Here is a 25,150-nt window from a genome sequence, read left to right as displayed (position 1 = left end):
ACGTGTGGCACGGTCGCCGCGGCGGTGACGCCACGCACGGAGGTCGCCGTGGGGCAGGGCAATCTGTGTCCCGAACTGCAGGCGCTGCTGCAGCGCGAATTGGCCGGCGGCAACCGTATCGCCGAGCCGCCGCGGAGGACCGACTGGCCCCATCCGGGCTCGGTGTTCGTCTCGCTGAAGCGCGACTTGCGCAGCGACGTGGCGTCGCTGCCGGCGACGGTGCAGCATGCGATCTGCACCGATCCGCACTACGGGTGGCACGACGAGTGCTACTGCATCACGCACCAGCATCTGTTGGTAGCGGGCGCGACCAAGCCGCCCTGAGCCTGTGTCCGCCGCTGCCCTGTGGCCGGCGCCGCGTCGGTGACGTGCCACGCATCCGTCAAACGACAGAACCCCGCATCGCTGCGGGGTTCTGCATGAAGCTGCTTTTCGGGTCCCGGGTCCCGGGGCCCGAGAGGATCAGAACGCGAACGTCACGCCTGCCACCGGGCCCTTGAACTCCTGCTTCAGGCCGACCAGGCCGTCGCTGCCCTCGCGGTCCACGTCCAGCTTGAACCAGTCGTAGCCGGCGAAAATGCCGAAGTTCTTGGTGAAGCGGTATTCGGCAATCGCGTTGGCGCGGCTCAGGTCGCCATCGTAGTCGCCGAAGTCGCCCCAACTGGTGTTGAGGTACTGGCCCTGCACATTGAACAGCCAGTGTTCGCTGGGACGCGCGGTGAAGCGGATACCGACGACCGGCGCAACGCCGTCTTCGCTTTCGTCCAAGACGTCGCCACTGAACAGCGTGCCCAGATCGGCGTAGGCATTGGCCTCGACCTTGGCGTACTCGGCACCAATCTGCAGGCCCAGGCTGAATTCCGGAGAATCGATCACCGAGTAGTCGTACACGAAAGTGGCGACCTGGTACTTCAGCTCGCCCTTGATGAAGCTGCCGGACGGCACGGTCACGCCGCCGGCGCTCAGATCCTGGCTCAGGGTCTCGCGGCGATCCTTGTCGTACTTGAAGTAGTCGAAGATCAGGCGCTGGCGGGTGCTGATGCGGAACACGCCATCCACGCGCGGCTCCCATTCCTTGCCGCCCAACTTGAAATCTTCGTTGACCGAGACATTGTTGCCGGCCAGCAGGGTGTTGCCGCGCAGGGTGTTGTCGTTGTCGACATTCATCGCGCCAAGGCGGAGCTGGAAGCGATCATCGGTGTCTTCGGCGTGTGCGGGCGCGACATAGGCGACGGCCAGGACGCACGGGATCGCCAGTGCGAGGAGGTGTTTCATGGGGGCTCCGAATTCTTGGAATGGTCAGGCGGTTCGGCCTGTGCAGCGCATAGTCGATAAGCGCGCGTCTTTCAAAAGTGAAGGGGCCGTCCAGTGGGCGTGAAGGCGGCCGTAGCAATCGGACAAAACGGTCCGCTTTGCTAATTCTTTGGTGGAGTCACGGAACACGTGCAGCGGCGCTGCCAAGGGTCGTTCGGAGGCAACGCAAACCAGGAAATCGATTGGACCGCCGATGGGAAGGTCGCAGGGTGCGACAAAATGCGTACAAAAGCAGGAGCCCCGGTCTCCCAGGGCTCCCAGACGCGGCCTGCGGCGCTACCTTTCGACGAGGATGTGCAGGCCTCGCAAGTTCTGACCGCTGGTTTGTGGCAAAGTTCCCACCCGCGACGGGGGCAGCCATGTGGTGCGTTGCAGCAAGCGATGACCTCTGCCGGTTGTCTCGCAATTTGTCCCATTGCTATACTTTCGCGGCTCGACGAGGCGCAGCTGCGCTTCCCACTCATTCACACGTAAGGTAACCGTAGTGCTGAACTCCGTTGACGCGGGTCGGCGGTTGATGCTGCGCGCTGCGGTATATCCGCTTGCCGCCGTAGCTATAACCAGTCTGGGGTTGCTGTTGGTCGGTCCCCGTTACGCTGCCGGTCTGGCATTGACCGGATTTGCGACGGTGCTGGGCGGTTGGGTTGCGGCACGTACCGCGCTAGGTGGCGGTATCCAGGCAGCGGGCATCGCCATGGTGCGGCTGATCCTGGCGATGGTGCTGAAGTGGGTGTTGGTTTTCGTGGCGCTGGCGCTGGGCTTCGGCCTGTGGCGGCTGCCTCCTCTGGCTTTGTTGGCGGGTATCGCCATCGGGCTGATTTTTCAGGTTCTGGCTCTGGCCAGGCGTTGATTCGAACTTAAAGGGCTCCGGACACATGGCGGGCGAGGCAGCAACACCTACCTCCTATATCCAGCATCACTTGCAGAACCTGATCGTTCCGGTTCGCGATGGTGGCGGCACGTTTTGGACCATCCACCTCGACACCCTGATCATGGCGGTGTTGATGGGCCTGGTCATGGTCCTGGCGTTCTGGACGGCGACCCGCAATGCCACGGCCGGCGTGCCGGGCAAGTGGCAGGCGTTCGTGGAAATCTGCCTGGAGTTCGTCGACCGCCAGGCCAAGGACACCTACCACGGCAGCAGCAAGCTGGTGACGCCGATCGCGATCACCATCTTCTTCTGGATCCTGTTGATGAACCTCATCAAGATGATCCCGGCCGATTTCATCGCCATTCCGCTGGGTTGGGCCGGCGTGCACGCCTGGAAGCCGGTGCCGACCGCCGACGTCAACGCCACCTTGGGCATGTCGATCAGCGTGTTCTTCCTGATGATCGTGTTCTCGCTGCGCTCCAAGGGCGTGGGCGGCATGACCAAGGAATTCCTGACGGCGCCGTTTGGCAAGTGGATGATGCCGTTCAACCTGCTTTTGAACATCGTCGAGTGGCTGAGCAAGCCGATTTCGTTGGCGATGCGACTGTTCGGCAACATGTTCGGCGGCGAGATCGTCTTCCTGCTGATCTGGGTGCTGGGCGGTGCAGGCATCGCCGGCATGGTTGCTGGCGGCGCATTCGGCCTGGGCTGGATGCTGTTCCACCTGCTGGTGATTCCGCTGCAGGCCTTCATTTTCATGATGCTGTCGATCGTGTACCTGAGCCTGGCTGAAGACAGTCACTGAGTTTGCGTCACCCTTCATCTGCTTTATTCCGCTTCATCCATCACCCTTAGAAACTTTCGTTCGGAGATCACCATGTACCTCGCCGTCCTGACCAACCTCGCTCAAGTCCAGAGCTCCACCGTCCTCGCCGTCGGCATCATGATCGGCCTGGCCGCGCTGGGTGCCGGCCTCGGTCTGGCCATCATGGCTGGCAAGTTCCTGGAATCGGCTGCGCGCCAGCCGGAACTGATCCCGGTGCTGCAGGTTCGTATGTTCATCACCGCCGGCCTGATCGACGCCGCGTTCATCATCAGCGTCGCCGTCGGCCTGCTGTTCGCCTTCGCCAACCCGCTGGCCCAGGTGTTCATCGAGCGTCTGTCGCAGGCTGCCGGCTGATCCAGCGGTAGCAGGATGTGGATGCGGCCCTTGGCGGTTGCATCCGCGGATGAAGGTCGGAAAGCGCCGCCCGCGCGGTGGCGCTTTCACCCCTAAACAGCGATTGAGCGACCCATGGATATCACCCTTACCATCTTTGCCCAGGCGCTGGCCTTCGCCGGTCTGATCTGGATCGTCGCGACCAAGATCTGGCCGCCGCTGCTGCAGGCGATCGAAGAGCGTCAGCAAAAGATTGCTGAAGGTCTGGCTGCGGCCGACCGCAGTCAGAAGGACCTGGCGCAGGCGCAGGAAAAGGTCAACGAAGCACTGAAGGACGCACGCACCAAGGCCAACGAGATCATCGATCAGGCCCATGCGCGCGCCAACCAGATCATCGAAGCGGCCAAGCTGGAGGCAATTGCCGAAGCCAACCGTCAGAAGGATCTGGCGCAGACCGAAATCGACGCATCCGCCACGCGTGCCCGCGAGGAGCTGCGCAAGCAGGTCTCGGTGCTGGCCGTCAGCGGTGCAGAAAAGCTGCTCAAGCGCGAAATCGATGCCAACGCCCACAAGGCGCTGCTCGACGAGCTGGCGGCGGAGATTTAAGCGATGAGTCAGGCCCTCACCCTTGCCCGTCCCTACGGCCGTGCCGCGTTTGCGATCGCGCGTGAGGGCGGCAACTTCGCGCCCTGGTCCGATGCGCTGGCGTTTTCGGCGCAGGTGGCCGGCGACCCGCGCGTGGCCGCATTGCTGCTCAACCCGGCCCTTGGCCAGGAACAGGCAGTGACGCTGCTGGCCCCGCCGCAGGCGGGCGAGGACTATCTGCGTTTCCTCGGCGTGCTTGCCGATGCGCAGCGGCTGTCGCTGCTGCCGGAAGTGGCAGGCTTGTACGAACAACTGCGTGCCGAGGCCGAACATGTCGTCAAGGCGACGGTGACCTCGGCCGCTGCAATGAGCCAGACCGAACTCGACACGATCGCTGCTGCGCTGAAGAAGCGCTTCGGCCGCGACGTGGACATCACCACCGCAGTCGATGCGTCGCTGATCGGCGGCGCGGTGATCGACACCGGCGACGTGGTCATCGACGGCTCGCTGAAGGGCAAGCTTGCGCGTCTGCAAAGCTCGCTCGCCCACTGAATTCACATAAACGCACGGCCCTCGCGGCCGGCACCTAGGACTGAACGATGGCAACCACGCTCAACCCCTCCGAAATCAGCGACCTGATCAAGACCCGCATCGAAGCGGTCAAGCTGTCCGCAGAGTCGCGCAACGAAGGCTCCGTGACCAGCGTGTCCGACGGCATCGTGCGCATCTTCGGCCTGGCCGACGTGATGCAGGGCGAAATGATCGAACTGCCGAACAACACCTTCGCGCTGGCACTGAACCTGGAGCGCGATTCTGTCGGCGCCGTGGTGCTGGGCGACTACGAAAGCCTGCGCGAAGGCGACGTGGCCAAGACCACCGGCCGCATCCTGGAAGTGCCGGTGGGTCCGGAACTGCTGGGTCGCGTGGTCAACGCACTGGGCGAGCCGATCGACGGCAAGGGCCCGCTGGGCGCCACCCAGACCGCACCGGTGGAGCGCGTTGCGCCCGGCGTGATCTGGCGCAAGTCGGTCGACCAGCCGGTGCAGACCGGTTACAAGTCGGTCGATGCGATGATTCCGATCGGCCGTGGCCAGCGCGAGCTGGTCATCGGTGACCGTCAGACCGGCAAGACCGCGCTGGCGATCGACGCGGTGATCAACCAGAAGGGCACCGGCATCAAGTGCGTGTACGTGGCGATCGGCCAGAAGGCCTCGACCGTTGCCAACATCGTGCGCAAGCTGGAAGAAAACGGCGCGCTGGCGCACACCGTGGTGGTGGCTGCTACCGCGTCCGAATCGGCCGCGATGCAATACATCAGCCCCTACGCCGGTTGCACCATGGGCGAGTACTTCATGGACCGCGGCGAAGACGCGCTGATCGTGTACGACGATCTGTCCAAGCAGGCCGTGGCCTACCGCCAGATCTCGCTGCTGCTCAAGCGCCCGCCGGGTCGCGAAGCCTATCCGGGCGACGTGTTCTATCTGCACTCCCGCCTGCTCGAGCGCGCCGCGCGCGTGTCCGAGGAATACGTGGAGAAGTTCACCAACGGTGCGGTGACCGGCAAGACCGGCTCGCTGACTGCGCTGCCGATCATCGAAACCCAGGCCGGCGACGTGTCCGCGTTCGTGCCGACCAACGTGATCTCGATCACCGACGGCCAGATCTTCCTGGAAACCGACCTGTTCAATGCCGGTATCCGTCCGGCCGTCAACGCCGGTATCTCGGTGTCGCGCGTCGGTGGCGCCGCCCAGACCAAGATCATCAAGAAGCTGTCCGGCGGCATCCGTATATCGCTGGCGCAGTACCGCGAGCTGGCGGCGTTCGCGCAGTTCGCCTCGGACCTGGACGAAGCTACCCGCAAGCAGCTCGAGCGCGGTCAGCGCGTCACCGAGCTGATGAAGCAGAAGCAGTACGCGCCGATGTCCATCGCCAACCAGGCGCTGTCGATCTACGCCGTCAACGAGGGTTACCTGGACGACGTGCCGGTCAACAAGCTGCTGGCGTTCGAGGAAGGCCTGCACGCGCACTTCGCCAACACCCAGGGCGAGCTGGTCTCCAAGATCAACAGCACCGGCGGTTGGGACAACGACATCGAAGCCAGCTTCAAGAAGGGCATCGAAGAGTTCAAGACCACGGGCAGCTGGTAAGCCAGTCGCCGGGATTTGGGATTGGGCATTCGGGATTCGTAGGAGCGATGGTTCGGGGCGTTGGCCGATTTCGAATCGTTGTTCCCATATCCCAGAAGTTAGGCATCCGGGGTTCGCGGAAGCGGTGAGGTAGGGAGGCTGTTGCCAATCCCCAATCCCGATTCCCGAATCTCACTAAGCGAGCGAAGCGAGCGAGTATGGCAGGCGGACGCGAAATCAAAACCAAGATCAAGAGCGTGCAGAACACCCGCAAGGTGACGCGCGCGCTCGAAATGGTCTCGGCCTCCAAGATCCGCAAGGCGCAGGAGCGCATGAAGACCTCGCGTCCGTATGCGCAGGCGATGAAGCAGGTGATCGGGCATCTGGCGCAGGCCAGCACCGATTTCCAGCATCCGTTTCTGGTCGAGCGCGAACAGGTCAAGCGGGTCGGCTATATCGTGATCTCGTCCGACCGTGGCCTGGCCGGCGGTCTGAACAACAACCTGTTCCGCAAGATGCTGGGCGAAGTACGCCCGTGGCAGGACACCGGTGCCGAGATCGACGTGGTGACCATCGGCCAGAAGGCCTCGGCGTTCTTCCGTCGCATCAAGGTCAACATGGTCGGCAGCGTGACCCACCTGGGCGACAGCCCGCAGGTGGAGCAGCTGATCGGCGTGATCAAGGTGATGATCGATGCCTTCATCGAAGGCAAGGTGGACCGCGTCTACCTGGTCTACAACCGCTTCGTGAACACCATGACGCAGAAGGCCAGCTTCGATCAGCTGCTGCCGCTGCCGGCCGCCGAACACAAGGTGGCGCACCACGATTGGGACTACCTGTACGAACCCGATGCCGCCACCGTGCTGGAGCACGTGATGACGCGCTACATCGAGTCGCTGGTGTACCAGGCCGTGCTGGAAAACGTTGCGTCCGAACATGCCGCGCGGATGGTGGCGATGAAGGCCGCCAGCGACAACGCCAACAAGATGATCGGCACCTTGCAACTGGTCTACAACAAGGCACGTCAGGCGGCGATTACCCAGGAAATTTCGGAAATCGTCAGCGGCGCAGCGGCTGTATAAGTACGCCGGGATTGGGGATTCGGGATTGGTTGGAGCGCAGCGAAGTGCGCCCTTGCGAATCCCCAATCACGAATCCCAAATCACAAATTCCACGAGATGGCATCGGCCACTCGGACAGAACAAAGCTAACCGGAGCAGCAAAATGAGTCAGGGCAAGATCGTTCAGATCATCGGCGCGGTCGTCGACGTCGAATTCCCGCGCAATGAAGTGCCGAAGGTGTATCACGCGCTGAAGGTCGACGGCACCGAAATCACCCTGGAAGTGCAGCAGCAGCTCGGCGACGGCGTGGTGCGCACGATTGCGCTCGGCTCCACCGACGGCCTGAAGCGCAACCTGGTCGCCACCAACACCGAACGCGCCATCTCGGTGCCGGTCGGTGCCGGTACGCTGGGTCGCATCATGGACGTGCTGGGTCGCCCGATCGACGAAGCCGGCGACGTGCAGGCCTCGGACCGCTGGGAAATCCATCGCGGCGCACCGTCGTATGAAGACCAGTCCTCCAGCACCGAATTGCTGGAAACCGGCATCAAGGTGATCGACCTGATGTGCCCGTTCGCCAAGGGCGGCAAGGTCGGCCTGTTCGGCGGCGCCGGCGTCGGCAAGACCGTCAACATGATGGAACTGATCAACAACATCGCCAAGGCGCACTCGGGTTTGTCCGTGTTCGCCGGCGTGGGCGAGCGTACCCGCGAGGGCAACGACTTCTACCACGAGATGAAGGACTCCAACGTCCTGGACAAGGTGGCGATGGTGTACGGCCAGATGAACGAGCCGCCGGGCAACCGTCTGCGCGTGGCGTTGACCGGCCTGACCATGGCCGAGTACTTCCGCGACGAGAAGGATGCCAGCGGCAAGGGCAAGGACGTGCTGTTGTTCGTGGACAACATCTACCGCTACACGCTGGCCGGCACCGAAGTGTCCGCGCTGCTCGGCCGCATGCCGTCGGCGGTGGGCTACCAGCCGACCCTGGCCGAGGAAATGGGCGTGCTGCAGGAGCGCATCACCTCGACCAAGAGCGGTTCGATCACCTCGATCCAGGCGGTGTACGTGCCTGCGGACGACCTGACCGACCCGTCGCCGGCGACCACCTTCGCCCACCTGGACTCGACCGTCACGCTGAGCCGTAACATCGCCTCGCTGGGTATCTACCCGGCGGTGGATCCGCTGGACTCCACCAGCCGCCAGATGGATCCGCTGGTGATCGGCCACGAGCATTACGACACCGCCCAGCGCGTCCAGCAGACCTTGCAGAAGTACAAGGAACTGAAGGACATCATCGCCATCCTGGGCATGGACGAGCTGAGCGAAGAAGACAAGCAGTCGGTGTCGCGCGCGCGCAAGATCGAGCGCTTCTTCAGCCAGCCCTTCCACGTGGCCGAAGTGTTCACCGGTTCGCCGGGCAAGTACGTGTCGCTGAAGGACACCATCCGCGGCTTCAAGGCGATCTGCGACGGCGAATATGACCACCTGCCGGAGCAGGCGTTCTACATGGTCGGCAGCATCGAAGAAGCGGTCGAGAAAGCCAACAAGATGAGCGCCAAGGCGTAAGAGCCGGGATTTGGCATTCGGGATTCGGGATTTGGTACGGCGGTAATTGGGGAGCGGAAACGAGGTGAGTGACCACAGTGAAAGCTGCGGTTACCAATCCCGAATCCCGCATCCCCAATCCCCGCCTCACAGAGTGAGGCAGCATGAGCACTATCCGTTGCGACATCGTCAGCGCCGAGAAGGAAATCTTCCACGGTGAGGCGACGCTGGTCGTGGCTACCGGCGAGTTGGGCGAGCTGGGCATTGCGCCCAAGCACGCGCCGCTGATCACACGCCTGAAGCCGGGCAAGGTGGTGGTGACCACCGCCAATGGCGAACAGCTGGATTTCGCCATTTCCGGCGGCATCCTGGAAGTGCAGCCGCAGGTGGTGACCATCCTGGTCGACACCGCGGTGCGTGCGCAGGACATTGACGAGGCGGCCGTGCGCAAGGTCAAGGAAGAGGCCGAGCGGCTGCTGGCCAACCGTGGCAACACGGTGGACGTGGCCGAGGCACAGCGTCAGCTGGCCGAAGCGACAGTACAGCTGCAGGCGCTGGAGCGCTTGCGTCGCAACCTCAAGCACTAAGCGTGGTCTGTCCACTCCAGGGTGGGCATGCACGTCCGACTGCTGCAAGTTCGTCTGCAGATATGAAGTTCGAAACGCCGACCATCGTGTCGGCGTTTTCGTTTTTGGAGCGCCGCGTGCGGGTGCGTGAATCCGCGGTGGCGCGCGGCAGGCACACTGCGTGCCTTGGCGCACCGCTGCACCGCAGCGCTGCATGGCAAGCTTATCCCGGCACGTTGAGGAAGATGGCATGACCCGTTCGATCGATGGCATTCGCGCTTACATGGTGAGCGGCCTGTTGGCCGCCGGACTGCTGGGGTGCGCATGGCCGGCGCGCAGCCAGCCGCCGTTGGATCTGCTGATGGATCGCATCGTGCAGCGCAATGCCATTGGCGATGCGGTAGCGCTAAGCAAGTGGGACAGCGGCAAGCCGGTGCTGGATCAGGCGCGCGAGGCGGCGGTGCTGCAGAGCGTGCGCGATCAGGCGCCGGCGCATGGGCTGGATGCCGACGACGCGGCGCGGTTCTTTGGCGCGCAAATCGAGGCCAACAAGTCGGTGCAGTACGCGCTGCTCAACCATTGGCACGAGCGCGGACATGCGCCGAACACCGCACGTCCGGATCTCAGCGCGCTGCGCGCTCGCCTGGATCAACTGCAGAGCGAACTGCTCGATGCGCTGGCCGATGTGGCCTCGACGCGCAGCGCGCCCGACTGCCCGGCCAGCACCGCGCGTGCCGCTGCGCATTACGCAGAGCAGTGGCAGCTGGATGCGCTGCATCGTGCGGCACTGGTGCGCGGCCTGGGCGATTTTTGCCACTGATCCATAGCGGCAACGTGTCTGCGAGACCAACGCGCTGTCATGCGGTTGGAGCGGCCGACAAGACGTGTGCGCGTTCGCTTGGTGGCGATTGCAGCGGTTTTGTCGGCCGCATCCTGGTGGATGCAGTCAGGCGTTCAGATCGAACGCTGAGCGTGTCCAAGGCGCGGTGCACTGGGCGCTCGCCAGGCGCGCCCTCAACCCGTCCTGGAAAGGCGATGACGGCATCCATGCGGTCAACTGTCATGCAATCGGCGAGGACGCTGTACGAGAAAGGTCGCTGGCAGCCTGGTTGAATGCCACGCACACCGGCCGACGCGACTGGTTTTTGTTCCCCGACCGGGTGTGGACCCGATGCAGCATGGATGCCGCATAAGAGCGACAAGGACATCCGCGCGATCGATCAGCACTGGAACAGATGCCGCGCCTGTGCTGCGCGCTGTCTGCGCGCAAGCGGTGTCCCCTTTTGCGTCGTATCGCCACACGATCGAGCAATCGCTCGGCGCCTGCGCATGCCTCGATCAGCGATACACCACATGCCGGCCCAGGAAGAACGACACGACCGCCAGCCCGCCTTCGACCAGCGGTTTTGCCAGCCATGCCTGACGCAGGCCGAGTAGGTCTACCGTGGTCGAGAGCAGCCAGGTGCTGATCAGCGTGAGCGTCAGCCACATCACCGCAAAGCGGCCGAAGCGTCGCCAACCCAGCCGCGCATCGCCTTGCTGGGCGAAGGTGTAGCGGCCGTTGAGCCAAAAGCCGAGCATGGCGCCGCCGATGCGTCCGAGCAGATTGGCGGGCACCGCAGGCATGCCTGCGGCGGTGGCGGCGATGAAGATGCCGCAATCGACGACCAGCTGCAGGGCGCCAATGATCATGAACTGGCTGCCTTGGCGGAACAGACTCATGCGTGCGGGGTAAAGGAAAGGGGCGCCCATCCTAGCGGCAGCAAGGCGCAAACGTTGTTAGTGCGGGCGAACGCTGCATCCGGGCAACGACGTGAGGGGGCGCAGCGACTAGAATTTGGACATCTCCATGCCTGGAATGTCTTGATGACCCTGCCCCTGCACGTTGTGATCCTGGCCGCAGGCGAAGGCAAGCGCATGCGCTCGTCCCTGCCCAAGGTGCTGCAGCCGCTGGCGGGCCAGCCGATGCTGGCGCATGTGATCGCCACTGCGCGGCAGCTGCAGCCGGCGGCAATCCATATCGTGTACGGGCATGGTGGCGACCAGGTCCAGGCAGCCTTCGCCGATCAAGGCGATCTGCAGTGGGCCGAACAGCGCGAGCAGCTGGGCACCGGACATGCCGTGCAGCAGGCGATGCCTGCGATTCCCGATGCGGCAACGGTGCTGGTGTTGTATGGCGATGTGCCGCTGATCCGCAGCGAAAGCCTGTTGCAGTTGCTGCATGCACCGGGCCGCATGGCGGTGCTGGTTGCCGAACTGGCCAATCCCACCGGCTATGGGCGCATCCTGCGCGATGCGGAGGGCAAGGTGGCCGCGATCGTCGAGCAGAAGGACGCCAATGACGAGCAGCGCCGCATTCGTACCATCAATACCGGCATCCTCACCGCTGAATCCACTGCGCTGCGCCGTTGGCTGGCTGGTTTGTCCAACGACAATGCGCAGGGCGAGTTCTATCTCACCGACGTGTTCGCCAGCGCCGCAGCCGATTTCACGCCGGCCGACATGGTGCACGTGGCCGACCCGCAGGACGTGGAGGGTGCCAACGACCCGTGGCAACTCGCCCAGCTCGAACGTGCCTGGCAACTGCGCGCCGCGCGCACCCTTTGCCTGCAGGGCGTGCGCATGGCCGACCCGGCGCGTGTGGAGCAGCGCGGCAGCGTGCAGGTGGGGCGCGATGTGCAGCTGGATATCGATGTGATCCTGGAAGGCAATGTGACGCTGGGCGATGATGTGGTGATCGGCCCGTTCGTGCGCTTGCGCGACGTCACGCTCGGTGCCGGCACGCACGTGCGTGCGCACAGCGATCTGGAAGGCGTGGTCACCGAAGGCGCGGTGCAGATCGGCCCGTTCGCGCGTTTGCGCCCCGGCACCGTGTTGGCCGATGGCGTGCATATCGGCAATTTCGTGGAGACCAAAAAGGTCACCATGGGCGTCGGCAGCAAGGCCAACCATCTGACCTATCTGGGCGATGCGGTGATCGGCAGCAAGGTCAACATCGGCGCCGGCACCATCACCTGCAACTACGACGGGGTGAACAAGTCGCAGACCACCATCGGCGATGGTGCGTTTGTCGGCTCCAACAGCGCATTGGTGGCACCGATCGAGATTGGCGCCAATTCCACCATCGGTGCCGGTTCGGTGATCACGAGCGATGCGCCAGCGGGCCAGCTCAGTGTGACGCGTGCGCGGCAGACCGTGATCGAAGGCTGGAAGCGGCCGACCAAGAAATAGGCTGCGGTGCACGCTGGATCGCAGGGAACAGCGCCGCATTGGCGCTGATTGCGCCTGTTGGCCCGATGCATGGGAAGTGCGCAACAGCTCCGCCGTTCTCGGAACGACGCATCAAGGCTGCTCGCGGGACCAGGCGGCCCGGCCGCTGGCGGAGCGCTGAACGTGCGGGAGCGCCCCCGGGCGCGATCGGCCGTCCATCGCGCCCAGGGGTGCTGCCATGACATGCGCGGGGCGCGTGCGCTGACGGAAGGCGTGATGCAACGCATGGATTGCATCGCAAGTCCTGCAAGCCTTGCTGCGTTCAAGCCGCCAATGGCAACAGCAAGGTCACGCACAGGCCGCCGTGTTCGCGGTTGTGCAGCGAGATGCGGCCGCCGTGCGCTTCGGCGATTTCGCGGGTGAGGGCAAGCCCAAGACCTGTGCCATTGCGCTTGGTCGAATAGAACGGCATCAGTGCGTTGTGCAGCACCGCTTCGTTCATGCCGTTGCCGCGGTCGAGCACTTCGATGCGTAGCCACTGCGGCACGCGCGTGACGCGTAGGGCGACATCGCTATTGGGCGGCTGTGCTTCGCTGCAGGCCTCGTGGGCATTTTTCAGCAGATTGAGCAGCGCCTGCTCGATCTGCGCTGCATCGATCCGGCTGGAGACATCGGTCAGCGTGCCCTGTACCTGGAACGGAATCTGCTGCTGCAAGCGCTGCAAAAACGGCGCCCATTCGATGGTCTGCAGCTGCGGTTGCGGCAATTTGGCAAAGCGCGCATAGCCGCGGATAAAGCCTTCCAGGTGACGCGCGCGTTCTTCGATGGTCTCGAACACCGTCCCCAGGCGATCGGTGCGTTCGCGGCGCAGCAGCTCGGCGCCCGAATGCGCCAGCGAGGCGATCGGTGCCAGCGAATTGTTCAATTCGTGGCTGATCACGCGGATGACTTTTTTCCAGGTCTGCACTTCCTGGCGGCGTAACTCGGTGGTCAAGGTGCGGATCAACAACAGCTCGTGCCCGCGCCCGTTGATGTGAAAGCTACGCCGCGACAGGTGATAGATCTGCTCGTCTTCTTCGTCGTCGCCATCTTCGCGTACCGCGAACAGGCAATCCCCGCCACGTGCCAGCGCATCGCGCAATTCGGCCGGCATGCGGCCGAGCACATCGTCCAGATGCTGGCCTTCCAGCTTGCGTCCTTCGTACAGCAGCTTGCGTGCGGCATTGTTGGAAAACCCGATCCGCCGCAGGCCATCGCCGCCGGCGACCACCAGCAGCATGGCCACCGGTGTGTTCTGCAGCATGGTGTCGAGCATCAGCTCGCGCTGTACCAGATGGCTACGCTGCGCACGCAGCACATCGCCAAGCTCGGCATGCGCCTGCACCAGTTGCGCCAGTTCGTCGTTGCCGCGCCAATACACACCGAAGTTGTATTCGCCATCGCGGTAGCTGCTGGTGGTGCCGGCCAGCGCACGAAACAGCGAGCGCATCGGTGCGGTGGCGCGGTTGAGGCTGAACCACATCGCTGCCAGCAGGACGAGGACCGAAATTGCCGCCACCTGCCAGCCGTGGTCCAGCCAGTACGCCATGAACCATGGCAATGCAGCCGCCAGCGCAAGCACCGGCAGCAAGCGCAAAAACAGCGAAAACGTGAAAGAGCGGTTCCGCATGCGAAGGTTCATTCCGAGCTGATGCCGTAACGGTCCATGCGCCGATACAGCGCCTGGCGGCTCAACCCCAGCTCGGCGGCCGCTTGTGCGATCACGCCTTGCGCGCGTGCCAGCGCCTGTTCGATACGCGCGCGATCCGGCTCGACTGCAGCCGGCGTCGCCGGCCGTGGCGCGGCTGCACGCGGCAGGTTCAGATCGCCCGCCTCGATGCGCGCGCCCTGCGCGAGCAAGGCGGCACGTTGCAGCACGTTGCGTAACTCGCGCACGTTGCCGGGCCAGGCATGCCGTTGCAAGGCATCGCGCGCCTGCGCGGATAGCGGCTTTTCACCGGCAAGGAAGTGCTCGGCCAGCGGGCCGATATCGCCCGGGCGTTCGGCCAGTGCGGGCAGTGCGATTTCCACCGTGTTGAGCCGGTAATACAGATCCTCGCGAAAACTGCCGTCGCGGATCATCGCCGGCAGATCTGAATTGGTGGCGCTGATCACGCGCACCTTGGCGTGGCGTTCGCGGTTGGAACCCAGCCGCTCGTAACGGCCGGTTTCCAGCACGCGCAGCAACTTCATTTGACCCGCCAGCGGCAGGTTGCCGATCTCGTCGAGAAACAGCGTGCCGCCATCGGCCGCTTCGAACTTGCCTTCGCGCGCCTTGTTGGCGCCGGTGTAGGCGCCGGCTTCGGCCCCGAATAATTCGGCTTCGATCAATTCACCTGGCAAGGCGCCGCAGTTGAGTGCAATGAACGGGCCATGTTTGGTGGCCGAATTGGCCTGGATAATCTCGGCAATCTTTTCCTTGCCGCTGCCATTGGGGCCGGTGATCAGCACTGGCAAGTCCGAGCGTGCGACCTGGCAGGCCAGGGCGATTGCGCGCTCGCTGGCCGGATCGGCGAACACCGCGCCGCGCAGGTCGTAGCGCTGGGTCAGCTGCTCGCGGCCGCGGCGTTCGCGTTCGCGACGACGTTCCAGTTCGCGGCGTGCTTCGGACAGTTCCAGCAGGTTGTTGACCGTGGTCAGCAGCTTGGTGTCGTCCCAGGGCTTGGCGATGTAATCGGCCGCACCGGCCTTGACCAGGCCCACCGCGCTGCCCAGGTGCGTCCAGGCGGTGAGCAGGATCACCGGCAGGTCCGGATGACGCTGACGCAGTTGGGTAAACAGCGCCTCGCCTTCTTCGCCGGAGGTGGTGTCGGCGGTGAAGTTCATGTCCTGGATCACCAGATCGAACGCCTGCTCGTCCAGCAGCGCCAGCCCGGCCTTCGGCGAATGCGCGTGCCGCGCCTCGATGTCGTGCAACGAAAACAGCACTTCCAATGCAGTGGCCACGGCCGTGTTGTCGTCGATGATCAGGATGTGCGGCATCGCATTGCTCAAGAAGGCGCGGGATGGGATCGGCACAGAATACTGGCAACACGCAGCGACAACGCGCTGCTCGGCGGGGGCGGCAGATCGCCGGGCGGCAAGGTCGGCGGACTCAAGCGGCCGATGCAGGGTGCATCGGCTGTTGCCGGCACGGCGCTGGTTATGGAGCCGCGGGCGGCAACAGCGGTGTGTACGTGGCCGCTGTCCAGATCAGGTGCACCTGCACACCATCGCGCATGACATCCACAGCGATGGGGTTGCCTGCAGCAGCCTGCAGTGCGGCCAGCAATGTTGCGATTGTGGTGATCTGGGTTCGGCCTGCCGTGCGCACGCGGTCGCCACGTTGCAACTGCAGGCTGAGCGACGCGCTGGCCTGGGTCACCAGCAATCCGTCGCTACTGGCGACGAGCTCCAGAATTTGATCGTCATGGCGCCAGTTCAGCCGGGTGTCGTCGATGGCGAGCACCTCTTGCGTCGAAGTGCTGGACGAGGCCGACGCCGCGTGCGCCCGCGTTGCCGCATCGGCCTGGCCGGGGTGAAGGAGGCAGCAGGCGGTCAGGGCGATCAGTGCCGATGATGCAAGAGAGCAAGGCATGAGGGAATCCGGTTCGTAACGATGGTGGAAACGCACGGTGGATGGCGAGCCGGGTTGCTTCCCCACTGCCAAGCGACGGGGAAGCAACGCCGGCCATCATGCACTGCGGGTGGCAACAGCCGGGGGCACGGCGGCTGCGCGGCGGGCCGGCCAGAACACCGCCAGCTGGCCGAGCATCCATAGCAGCAGCGCGCCAATCGGCAGGTAGATTGCCGGCAGTCGCGGCAATTCATAGCGTGCCATCAGCCAGACGTTGATCGAGTAGGCCATCAGCATGCCGAGCACGATGCCGACCGAGGCGAGCAGGAAATTCTCGATCTGGAAGTAGCGCAGGATCTGGCTGCGCGTTGCACCCAGCGCACGGCGGATACCGATCTGCTTGGTGCGTTGCTGCACCCAGAAACTCGCCAGGCCGACGATGCCCAAGGCGGTGACGATCAGTAGTGCGATGCACACTGCGCCGAGTAGCCAGATCATTGCGCGATCGTTGCGGAAATGCGTATCGCGGATTTCCGTATAGGTCTGCTGCTCCCGTACCAGTCGGCTATTGTCCACCTTCATCAAGGCTGCGACCGCTGCCTGCAGTACTTCTCCCCGCCGCAAGGGGTCGCTGACGCGCAGAATGTAGCGGCCATCGGTATAGGGAGTGCGGATAGGCAACAGCATCGAATAGTCTTTCTCCGACAGCCCATTGACGTTGTTCGGTCGCGCCAGCGTTTGCACGAGTCCAACGATGCGCAAGGGTACTTCGCCGGAATAGATGGTTTTGCCAAGAGCGCTGTGATCGGGGAACAGCTTGTCCGCTGCCGCCTGCGTCAGAATGACCGCCGCGCCCTTCTTGCGGACTTCATCGTCGTTGTCGGCTTTTTCCTGGGTGATGTACTCCTCCGGAGCGAAGTCGCGCCCCGCATTCAACTGCAGACCCAGCGCGCTCAGGCTGCCTTCGCTGACCAGATACTGCGCGGCGTTGAGCGTGGGGCGTTCCTGCTCGACCGTCAGTGCCAGCCCCGTGTTGGATGAAGGATCGTCGAATGGGACCTGATTGATGATGACCGCGCTGCGCACCCCGGACACCGCGCGCAGCGCCGCCAGATCCTCCTGGGTGCGGGCGTCGGCATTGGCCTGCGGGCCGATACCGTCCACCTGGATGCTGAGCAGCTGCTGTTCGGCGATGCCGCTGGCGCTGTGGAGCGTGTCCAGACGATTGCCGATCAAAAACAGCGAATTGCAGATGATGGCGCAAGCCAGTGCGATCTCGAGCACGATCAGTGCGGCGGCCGTCTTATGGCGGCGCAAGGTGGAGATGATGGGACGGATGTCCATGGGCTGACCTTGAAGATAGGAAGCGTGGCTCGCCGCGATGCGGCGGGCAGGAGGATCAGGACGACTTGAGCTGCAATGCCGGTGCGACCTGAATGGCGCGCCAGGATGGCAGGATGCCGGCGAGCAGGCTCGCGGCGATCGCTATGGCGAATGTCAGCAGCAGCATCGTGAGATCCAGGTGCGCCAGCGCGGCGTAATCCACCGGTTGCTGACGCACGGCCCACAGCCCCAGCCACGCCAACCCAAGTCCGCCGATGCCGCCGGCCAGGCCGATGGTCCCTGCCTCCACCAGGCACTGCGCAAAGATTGCGCCACGCGACGCGCCAAGCGCGCGCCGCACGCCAATCTCTCCGCTGCGGCGCAGGAACTTCGCCAGCAGCAGGCCGACCGTGTTGAGCAGGCACACCAGCAGAAAGCCCATGGCCAGCCACAGCTGCAGGCGGACGTCGCTGGGAACCACCTTGTTGTAGTCCAGCCACTGCATCACGTTGCGCAGGCGCACATTGTTGGGCCGGGTAAAGCGCCCGGCGGCACGTTGTTGATCGGAATAGTTTTCGAGGTAGGCCTTGTAGTCGCCTGCCTGCTTGGCATTTTCCAGCTCCACCCAGTACTGCACCCAGTTGCAGGGGGCATTGAGCGCAGTACTGTCGCCTCCCTCGACCTTGCCGGAACAGTTGGTGCCGCCGGAGTGACCCAACTTCAGATCCATCGCTGTACTGAACGGGACATACAGCTGTTCTTTGGAGCCGTAGGTCTTGGTGATGTCGTAGAAGCGCGGTTCGACCTTCCAGGTATCCAGGACGCCGACGATACGGAAGGTGTTCTTGTCCACGCGCACCTCGCGGCCTACGCTGTTGCCGCCGTCGAACAACTTTTCGTTCAGCGACTTGGTGATCACCGCAACGCGTTCGTGCCGCTCGTCGCTGGTGCTAGACCATCCTTGTCCGTAAAGGAACGGCGTGTCGAACATCGCGAAGAAATCGGCCGATGTGTAGCGCAAGTTTAGCAGGAACGGGCTCAGCCCATTGCGCTGCGGCTCGAGTATGGCGTATCCGCCAGTCATGATTGCCTGACGCATGGCGCGCTTCTCACGCAGCAGCGCCTCGGCGTCGAAGCGGGTGGACTGGTAATCGGGCTCGTCTCCCGGCTGATAGCCGGACTTCGGTTCCGCATCCACCTGCACATAGAACAACCGATCGCTCTTTTGCGGAATCGGGTCGCCCGACAACACATGGAACACCGTCAGCGTGGTCATGCTGGCGCCGATACCCAGCGCGATGGCCAGCACCATCAGTGCGGTCAGCACCTTGTTGCGGCGGAAGCTGCGTACCGCAAGATTGAAGTAGTAGCCGAACATGGGTGGGCTCCTCAGTCGGCCAGGGTTGCAACGGCGGCAGGCGTGCGCATCAGGCTGGGATTGCGTTCCAGGTCGGTGGCCTGCCCGTCGACGATGTGCACGTTGCGCTGCGCGCGTGCGGCCAGTTCCGGATCGTGGGTGACCATGACGATGGTGGTGCCCTGGCTGTTGATCTCTTCCAGCAGTTCCATCACCCCGCGCGCCATTTGCGAATCGAGGTTGCCGGTGGGTTCGTCGGCCAGCAGCAAGCGTGGACTGCCGGCCAGTGCGCGCGCAATCGCAGCGCGCTGCTGTTGCCCACCGGAGAGTTCGGTGGGGTAGTGACGCAGGCGCGAGCCCAGGCCGACCTTGGTCAGTGCCTCTTCGATGCGCTGCTTGCGCTCGGCTGCCGCCATGCCGCGATACCGCAGCGGCACATCGACGTTGTCGAACAGGTTGAGGTCGGGAATCAGATTGAAGCCCTGGAAGATGAAGCCGATCTTGCGGTTGCGCAGGCGCGAACGTGCATTGTCGGACAGATGGCTGACGTCTTCGCCATCGAGCAGATACTGCCCGCTGGTGAAGGTTTCCAGCAGCCCGGCCAGGTTGAGGAAGGTGGTCTTGCCCGAGCCGGAGGGGCCGGTGACCGCGACGAACTCGCCTTCGCGCACATGCAGGTCCAGCGACCGCAGCGCATGCGTTTCCACCTGTTCGGTACGAAAGACCTTGGAGACCGCTTGCATCTTGAGCATTGCCGATTCCTTTGCGAAGAGAGTGTGCGACGAGTGGGAATGAGTGAATCAGTGGACGGTGACGCGCGGCGCGTCGCCAAAGTTGTCTGCACCGGAGACCACCACGCGGTCGCCGACCTGTAGCCCGGAGAGCACCTGCACTTCGCCCAGGCTGCTGACACCGAGCGTGACCGGGCGCCGTGCCGCGGTGTTGCCATCCATCACATAGGCATAGCTGCCGCCGGATTGTTCGACAAACGGGCCGCGTTCGACCTTGAGCACGTTGCGGCGCGTGTCCATCAGCACGCGTGCGCTCATGCGCTGGCTCTGGCGCAGGCCTGGCGGCTGCTTGTCGGTGAAGCGGATGCGCGCGGTGACTTCGCCATTGACCACTTCCGGCGACACCGCCGAGATGGCGCCGGCGAACGGTTGGCCGCTGCCGCTGGTGAGCTGGGCCGGCATGCCGATCGCCAGATCGCGGGCGAAACTCTCCGGCACCTTGATCTCCACTTCGAACTTGGACAGATCCACCACGCCCAGAATCGGCGCGTTCGCCGCCACCTGGGTGTGCTGCACCGCCTGCACCTGGCCGACCTGGCCATCGAAGGGCGAGCGCAGCGTGAGCGCGTCCACCTGGCGCTGCACTTCGGCCACCACGGCGCGTTGGCGGTCTGCCAGCAGGCGCTTGTTGCGCGAATCCAGGTCCGCACCCTGGCTCTTCAACGCGGCATCGCGCTGGGCGTGCTGCAGGTCGATATCGGTCTTCTTCAAGGTGTCCTGCGCCTTGGCCAGTTCCACCTGCGGCACGGCGCCACCGTCGTGGCCGCGTTGGTAGCGCTCCAGGTCGCGCGCGGCAGCCTGCTTGTCGATCTGGGCCTGGTCGGTGAGCTTGCTGGCGTTGGCACGCGCCAGGGTGGCATCCAGGGCCGCGCGGCTGGATTCGGCCTCCAGGCCGGCCAGGGTGGCCTGCTCTTGCGCCAGCTTGCTGCGCAGCTCGGGGCTGTCGATGCGCGCCAGTTCCTGGCCCTGCTTGACGACGTCGCCAGCCACCACGCTCAGCGTCACCGTGCCGGCAGAGATGGCGTACAGCACCGGGCTGTTGGCGGCGATCACGCGGCCGTCGGCGGCGATGTCGCGTACCAGGTCGCCTCGGGTGACGGTGGCAACGCGCACGCGGCTGGCGTCGAACGAGCGGCTGCCGGCGCTCCACGCAGCCACGGCCCAGCCGATCCCGGCCAGCACCGTCACCGCGGCGACGCCAGGCCACAGCCAACGGCGCCACGGCGCGCGCTGGGCGGGTGTGCGGAGAACCTGGTCCTGGGCAGAGGTATCGCGAATCATGGTCGGCTGGCTCGGTGGCGTCACTGCGATAAAGCAGGACCCGTGCCAACGTTCAAGTCATTGAAATGGATGGTTTTGTTGACGTGGCGACCGGTGTCCGCAGTGTCCGCGGACACTGGGGGCGGACACGCTGTCCGGGCACGGTCATGCAGCGGACAAGAGCGGACACGCTAAAATGTCCGACTTCTTTTGCGAGAGCTGTCCTATGTGCGGCATTGTCGGAGCGATCGCCGGGCGCGATGTGGTCCCGGTCCTGATCGAAGGACTCAAGCGCCTGGAATACCGCGGCTACGATTCCTCCGGCATTGCAGTGCTCGATGGCGTGCAGGTGCGCCGGGTGCGTCGCACCGGGCGGGTGGCCGAGATGGCGCAGGCCGCGCAGGCCGAACAGTTCGGCGCCACGCTGGGGATCGGCCACACCCGCTGGGCCACCCATGGCGGCGTCACCGAAGCCAACGCGCACCCGCACATCAGCGCCGGCGTGGCGCTGGTGCACAACGGCATCATCGAAAACCACGAGGAGCAGCGCGAAAAATTGCGCGCGCTTGGCTACACCTTCGAGTCGCAGACCGACACCGAGGTCATCGCGCATCTGATCCATCATCATCTGGGCAGCGCCGGCGACCTGCTCACCGCGCTGCAGCGCACCGTCAAGGAACTCACCGGTGCCTATGCGCTGGCGGTGATGAGCCAGGCCGAACCGGAACGCTTCGTCTGCGCGCGCATGGGCTGCCCCTTGCTGATCGGGGTGGGTGAGGGGGAAAACTTCGTCGCTTCCGACGTGTCGGCGATCGTGCAGGCCACGCGCCAGGTGATCTTCCTCGAAGAAGGCGACACCGCCGAATTGCACCGCGATGGCGTGCGCATCTTCGACGGCAACGATGCACCGGTGGAGCGCCCGCTGCACCTGTCGGACGTGTCGCTGGCCTCGCTGGAACTGGGCCCGTTCCGGCATTTCATGCAGAAGGAAATCCACGAGCAGCCGCGCGCCTTGGCCGACACCATCGAGGCGGCGATCGATGCCAAGGGTTTCCCGGCATCGCTGTTCGGCGCCAACGCAGAAGCGGTGTTGCGCGACATTGAAGGCGTGCAGATCCTGGCCTGCGGTACCAGCTACTACGCCGGCATGACCGCCCGTTACTGGATCGAAGCCATTGCGGGGCTGCCGTGCAGCGTGGAGATCGCCAGCGAATACCGCTACCGCGCCGCGTATGCCAACCCGAAGCATCTGATCGTGACCATCTCCCAGTCCGGCGAAACGCTGGACACGATCGAAGCGCTGAAATACGCCAAATCGCTGGGGCATTTGCACACGCTGTCGATCTGCAATGTGCCGGAAAGTGCGATCCCGCGCGCCAGCGAGCTGGTCTGCTACACGCGTGCCGGCGCCGAGATCGGCGTGGCCTCGACCAAGGCTTTCACCACCCAGCTGGCGGTGTTGTTCCAGCTCACCATGGTGTTGGGGAAGTTGCAGGGCCGCATCAGTGACGCCGAAGAAGCCGAGTATCTGGAGCAGCTGCGCTTTTTGCCCGGCAGCGTGCAGCATGCATTGAATCTTGAACCGCAGATCATGGCCTGGGCCGAACGATTTTCGCCGAAGGAGAATGCGCTGTTCCTCGGTCGCGGCCTGCATTATCCGATTGCATTGGAAGGCGCGCTCAAGCTCAAGGAAATCTCATATATCCACGCCGAAGCGTATCCGGCCGGCGAGTTGAAGCATGGGCCGCTGGCACTGGTGGATGCGGCGATGCCGGTGGTGGTGATCGCACCGAACGACCGCCTGCTGGAAAAGGTCAAATCCAACATGCAGGAAGTGCGCGCACGCGGCGGCGAGCTGTTCGTGTTCGCCGACCAGGACAGCCACTTCAGCGACTCCGAAGGCGTGCATGTCATCCGCACCCCACGCCATGCCGGCGTGCTGTCGCCGGTGATCCACACCATCCCGGTGCAGCTGCTGGCTTACCACACCGCCCTGGCACGCGGCACCGATGTGGACAAGCCGCGCAATCTGGCCAAGTCGGTGACGGTGGAGTAAGCGCTGCCGCGGTGCCGTCTGCGCGCACTGCCAGCTGCATGCAGTCGGTGCATGCACGCAGTGCATGTTCGGCTCTGTCGCTGTCATGTTCCAGGATGGCGATTGCGTGCAACGTCGTGCTGGTTGCGCTGACGCGCAACGCGCGAGGTTCAGCTCCTCGCAAAGCAGTCGCCGACGTCCTGCCTATGCACGTGGCGATGCCGCTTCCAGGAGTGGCCGTATCCGTCTGGCGAAGGCGCGGTCGCACTGCCAGCGGCCGGTCCTTAGCGCTCCACCACAGCCTCTGCCAACGCAGTGGCCCAAGTTATGCATAAGCTCCTGGCGAGGGTCCACACCACGCAGGAGGACGTATGCACGAGTCTTTCAAACAGGGGGCGCCGGCCGAGTTGTGGCAGGCGTTGGTGCGCGAGGCGGGGCAGCGGATTGCGCGTCCGCTGGACGAATCGCGCGAGCATTATCTGGTGTTCGTGTTGCTGCGCTTCCAGCGCGATGCGCATCTGCTTTCGCGCACGCAGGCGCTGGCATGGCTGCATGCGCAGGACCAGATCGGGAGCGTGCGGGCCGACGCATTGCGTGACGTGGGAGACGGTTGCCTGCTGATTGCAGGCCTGTTTCCGGGCGTGGCGCAACGCCGGCGCCTCAGTGTGGATTACTTCATCGATCTGGGCAGGGGCGCGTATTCCGAAGTGGCCGACACCCGCTGCAGCGATGCAGGTCTGTTCGCGCAACTGGCCCAGAGCTATCGCGAGCTGGTGCGTATATTGGCCGCATTGCGCACGCCACGCGATTGGCAACCAGGCCCAGGCGGAATCTTGCATGCCTAAGCAGTGAGCATCTGAGGGGCGGTCCCCACACATGCGTGGGGACCGCCCCGACTGCGATGGCTGCCGTGTGCGGGCACACTATCCCTGCAGGACGAACGGCCGGGTGCGTTGTGCCATTACCCGTCGATCAGCGCCCTGCATGTGGGAAGCCGTCGTGTGCGAGCGGTGGCGCATCGGTCGCGCTGCATGGGGGACATGCAGCGCGTCGCACTTATCCATAGGGACAGGGATTCATGAAGACGTGTATCGCGGCGGTGCTATTGGCACTGCCGGGGCTTGCTGTTGCGCAAGACGTGCCGCTGGGCTATGCCGGACAGGGCGGAATGACGCTGCAGGAGATCGACCCTGCCATTTATGCGTATCACTACGACCACGGATTCGTGGGCGAAGATGCGATGGGCTGGGATCCTGCGCTGCAATTCGCCTGGTCGCGCATCGCAGCCGCCAAGGTCTGCGCACAGCAATCGCCGTCCGATGCATTGATCGGCAAGCTGGTGGAGCAGTACGGCAAGGATGCCGGCGTGCACCAGATCAACGGCATTGGCTTCCATGAGGCACAGATGCGGGCGGCTGGTACCTTCTGTACCGCTGCGCGCGTGACCGAAGCCACTGCGGTGGTGCCTGCGTTTGCAGGCGGGGATTTCTCCACGGCAACTGCATATGCGGCTGCTGCAGTTGCAGGCACTGTGGCGGTTGCCGCAACACAGGCGCAACCAAGTCTGCAGTCCGATGCAGGCGTTGCCATGACGCCCTCGGCAGATTGGGCCTTGCAGCTCCCATTGCATTCGAGCATGCGGGTGGGCTCGAACGGCCTGCCCAACGGCGACGAAATGCTGCGTGTCGTCCGCCGCGGACATACCGGGATGGTCGTCGGTTTGCAAATTGCCACCAGCCTGTTCGCGCGCGGTGTTACGGTCTCTGCCTTCGGAAAAGATCAGCTGAAAGGCGAAAAGATGGAGGCCCTGGGGAATCCCGGCTATCAATTGCAGCGCGATGCGGTCAACGCGCATTTGAAGACCTACTTCACCGGGCATCCGCGGGCCCTACCCGCAGAACCGTTCCCGTTGCAGGTGTTGATGTCGGACTGGCTGCTGGTGTATCAGAGCCTGGCCGATACCAAGTCGCCTTACGAGCTGCGCTACGCAGTGACGATCGGTGGGGAGCGCAGCGGCTTCTTGAAGCGCAAGGCGAGCCCGGTCAGTCTGGACTGCGCGCCGACACCGCGTACTGCCTCGCTGGAAGAATGGGAAGCCAACGATTACGCGTTGGTCAAAGCAGCCGCACAAGCCTACAGCGACGAATGCGCAGCGAAATTCGCCGAGCAGTTGCCGCAGTGGTTCCCTGACAGAGAAGCTGTTGCGACGTCCAACTGACGGACCAGTGCTGGTGGCGCCGGATATCCGGCGCCCGATGTGATGGGAAACAGCGCGTAATGCAGGCGTAAACCAGAAGAGGCACCGATCCATCGATCGGTGCCTCTTCTGTGTTTGTGTTGCGCGACGA

The 25,150-nt window shown here is 64.1% G+C and carries 25 protein-coding genes; 16 read left to right on the top strand and 9 right to left on the bottom strand.

Going from position 1 to position 25,150, the window contains the following annotated elements:
- The first annotated feature begins 24 nt into the window (after positions 1-24).
- Complete coding sequence (locus J7396_RS17570) at positions 25-324, top strand: hypothetical protein (protein WP_127166901.1); 300 nt, start codon at positions 25-27, stop codon at positions 322-324.
- Between the two features lie 138 nt (positions 325-462).
- On the opposite strand, the gene J7396_RS17565 is transcribed toward J7396_RS17570, so the two are convergent.
- Positions 463-1,275, bottom strand: coding sequence for a hypothetical protein (locus J7396_RS17565; RefSeq protein ID WP_008571043.1), 813 nt, complete (start codon positions 1,273-1,275; stop codon positions 463-465).
- A 523-nt stretch (positions 1,276-1,798) separates the two neighbouring features.
- On the opposite strand from J7396_RS17565, the gene J7396_RS17560 reads away from it, so the two are divergent.
- The 11 genes from J7396_RS17560 to J7396_RS17510 all read left to right on the top strand — a co-directional run bounded on the left by J7396_RS17560 (position 1,799) and on the right by J7396_RS17510 (position 10,051).
- A complete protein-coding gene (locus J7396_RS17560; protein ID WP_005920882.1) occupies positions 1,799-2,164 on the top strand; it encodes a hypothetical protein in 366 nt (121 codons plus the stop codon).
- Between the two features lie 25 nt (positions 2,165-2,189).
- On the top strand, positions 2,190-2,990 hold the full coding sequence (gene atpB / locus J7396_RS17555) for a F0F1 ATP synthase subunit A (protein WP_005914709.1): 801 nt from the start codon (positions 2,190-2,192) through the stop codon (positions 2,988-2,990).
- Between the two features lie 72 nt (positions 2,991-3,062).
- Positions 3,063-3,365, top strand: coding sequence for a F0F1 ATP synthase subunit C (gene atpE, locus J7396_RS17550; RefSeq protein WP_002814105.1), 303 nt, complete (start codon positions 3,063-3,065; stop codon positions 3,363-3,365).
- A gap of 114 nt (positions 3,366-3,479) precedes the next feature.
- Complete coding sequence (locus J7396_RS17545) at positions 3,480-3,950, top strand: F0F1 ATP synthase subunit B (protein ID WP_003483999.1); 471 nt, start codon at positions 3,480-3,482, stop codon at positions 3,948-3,950.
- A 3-nt stretch (positions 3,951-3,953) separates the two neighbouring features.
- Positions 3,954-4,481, top strand: a complete 528-nt coding sequence (locus J7396_RS17540; RefSeq protein WP_008571041.1) for a F0F1 ATP synthase subunit delta — start codon at positions 3,954-3,956, stop codon at positions 4,479-4,481.
- 47 nt (positions 4,482-4,528) lie between these two features.
- Positions 4,529-6,076: a F0F1 ATP synthase subunit alpha gene (gene atpA, locus J7396_RS17535; protein ID WP_003484004.1), complete on the top strand. Its 1,548-nt coding sequence runs from the start codon at positions 4,529-4,531 to the stop codon at positions 6,074-6,076.
- Positions 6,077-6,273: 197 nt separating this feature from the next.
- Positions 6,274-7,137: a F0F1 ATP synthase subunit gamma gene (gene atpG / locus J7396_RS17530; protein WP_008571039.1), complete on the top strand. Its 864-nt coding sequence runs from the start codon at positions 6,274-6,276 to the stop codon at positions 7,135-7,137.
- A 142-nt stretch (positions 7,138-7,279) separates the two neighbouring features.
- Positions 7,280-8,686: a F0F1 ATP synthase subunit beta gene (gene atpD, locus J7396_RS17525; RefSeq protein WP_209261812.1), complete on the top strand. Its 1,407-nt coding sequence runs from the start codon at positions 7,280-7,282 to the stop codon at positions 8,684-8,686.
- A 143-nt stretch (positions 8,687-8,829) separates the two neighbouring features.
- Entirely contained in the window at positions 8,830-9,252 is a 423-nt protein-coding gene (locus J7396_RS17520) for a F0F1 ATP synthase subunit epsilon (RefSeq protein ID WP_003484011.1), read from the top strand.
- Between the two features lie 62 nt (positions 9,253-9,314).
- Complete coding sequence (locus J7396_RS17515; protein WP_154671624.1) at positions 9,315-9,485, top strand: hypothetical protein; 171 nt, start codon at positions 9,315-9,317, stop codon at positions 9,483-9,485.
- Positions 9,482-10,051 carry a chorismate mutase gene (locus J7396_RS17510; protein WP_031424971.1) on the top strand — a complete coding sequence of 190 codons (570 nt, stop codon included), beginning with the start codon at positions 9,482-9,484 and terminating at the stop codon, positions 10,049-10,051. Before J7396_RS17515 ends, J7396_RS17510 begins: the two co-directional genes overlap by 4 nt.
- A 518-nt stretch (positions 10,052-10,569) precedes the next feature.
- Here J7396_RS17510 and J7396_RS17505 read toward each other — a convergent pair.
- On the bottom strand, positions 10,570-10,953 hold the full coding sequence (locus J7396_RS17505; protein WP_008571035.1) for a GtrA family protein: 384 nt from the start codon (positions 10,951-10,953) through the stop codon (positions 10,570-10,572).
- Positions 10,954-11,097: 144 nt separating this feature from the next.
- On the opposite strand from J7396_RS17505, the gene glmU reads away from it, so the two are divergent.
- Positions 11,098-12,462 carry a bifunctional UDP-N-acetylglucosamine diphosphorylase/glucosamine-1-phosphate N-acetyltransferase GlmU gene (glmU, locus tag J7396_RS17500; RefSeq protein WP_031424970.1) on the top strand — a complete coding sequence of 455 codons (1,365 nt, stop codon included), beginning with the start codon at positions 11,098-11,100 and terminating at the stop codon, positions 12,460-12,462.
- Positions 12,463-12,763: 301 nt separating this feature from the next.
- Here glmU and J7396_RS17495 read toward each other — a convergent pair whose 3' ends face one another.
- The 7 genes from J7396_RS17495 to J7396_RS17465 all read right to left on the bottom strand — a co-directional run bounded on the left by J7396_RS17495 (position 12,764) and on the right by J7396_RS17465 (position 20,788).
- Complete coding sequence (locus J7396_RS17495) at positions 12,764-14,110, bottom strand: ATP-binding protein (protein WP_029820332.1); 1,347 nt, start codon at positions 14,108-14,110, stop codon at positions 12,764-12,766.
- A gap of 8 nt (positions 14,111-14,118) precedes the next feature.
- Positions 14,119-15,462, bottom strand: a complete 1,344-nt coding sequence (locus tag J7396_RS17490) for a sigma-54 dependent transcriptional regulator (RefSeq protein ID WP_136733232.1) — start codon at positions 15,460-15,462, stop codon at positions 14,119-14,121.
- A gap of 160 nt (positions 15,463-15,622) precedes the next feature.
- Entirely contained in the window at positions 15,623-15,928 is a 306-nt protein-coding gene (locus J7396_RS17485; RefSeq protein WP_031424968.1) for a hypothetical protein, read from the bottom strand.
- A gap of 225 nt (positions 15,929-16,153) precedes the next feature.
- The gene (locus J7396_RS17480; RefSeq protein ID WP_014091118.1) at positions 16,154-17,380 is read right to left on the bottom strand and encodes an FtsX-like permease family protein; all 1,227 of its coding nucleotides are present in this window, start codon (positions 17,378-17,380) and stop codon (positions 16,154-16,156) included.
- A gap of 55 nt (positions 17,381-17,435) precedes the next feature.
- Complete coding sequence (locus J7396_RS17475; RefSeq protein ID WP_014091117.1) at positions 17,436-18,737, bottom strand: ABC transporter permease; 1,302 nt, start codon at positions 18,735-18,737, stop codon at positions 17,436-17,438.
- 11 nt (positions 18,738-18,748) lie between these two features.
- A complete protein-coding gene (locus tag J7396_RS17470) occupies positions 18,749-19,468 on the bottom strand; it encodes an ABC transporter ATP-binding protein (protein ID WP_209261811.1) in 720 nt (239 codons plus the stop codon).
- A gap of 48 nt (positions 19,469-19,516) precedes the next feature.
- On the bottom strand, positions 19,517-20,788 hold the full coding sequence (locus tag J7396_RS17465) for an efflux RND transporter periplasmic adaptor subunit (RefSeq protein WP_209261810.1): 1,272 nt from the start codon (positions 20,786-20,788) through the stop codon (positions 19,517-19,519).
- 205 nt (positions 20,789-20,993) lie between these two features.
- Here J7396_RS17465 and glmS point away from each other — a divergent pair, with 205 nt between their 5' ends.
- The 3 genes from glmS (at position 20,994) to J7396_RS17450 (ending at position 25,020) form a co-directional block, all read left to right on the top strand.
- Positions 20,994-22,823, top strand: coding sequence for a glutamine--fructose-6-phosphate transaminase (isomerizing) (gene glmS / locus J7396_RS17460; RefSeq protein WP_136733233.1), 1,830 nt, complete (start codon positions 20,994-20,996; stop codon positions 22,821-22,823).
- 350 nt (positions 22,824-23,173) lie between these two features.
- Positions 23,174-23,647 carry a hypothetical protein gene (locus tag J7396_RS17455; protein ID WP_005914723.1) on the top strand — a complete coding sequence of 158 codons (474 nt, stop codon included), beginning with the start codon at positions 23,174-23,176 and terminating at the stop codon, positions 23,645-23,647.
- A 233-nt stretch (positions 23,648-23,880) separates the two neighbouring features.
- Complete coding sequence (locus J7396_RS17450; RefSeq protein ID WP_209261809.1) at positions 23,881-25,020, top strand: hypothetical protein; 1,140 nt, start codon at positions 23,881-23,883, stop codon at positions 25,018-25,020.
- Positions 25,021-25,150 lie beyond the last annotated feature (130 nt).

This window comes from Xanthomonas sp. A1809 (assembly GCF_017746015.1).
Lineage (GTDB): Bacteria > Pseudomonadota > Gammaproteobacteria > Xanthomonadales > Xanthomonadaceae > Xanthomonas > Xanthomonas euvesicatoria.
Note: the sequence above shows the minus strand (reverse complement) of the source record. Positions and strands in the feature narration are given on the sequence as shown.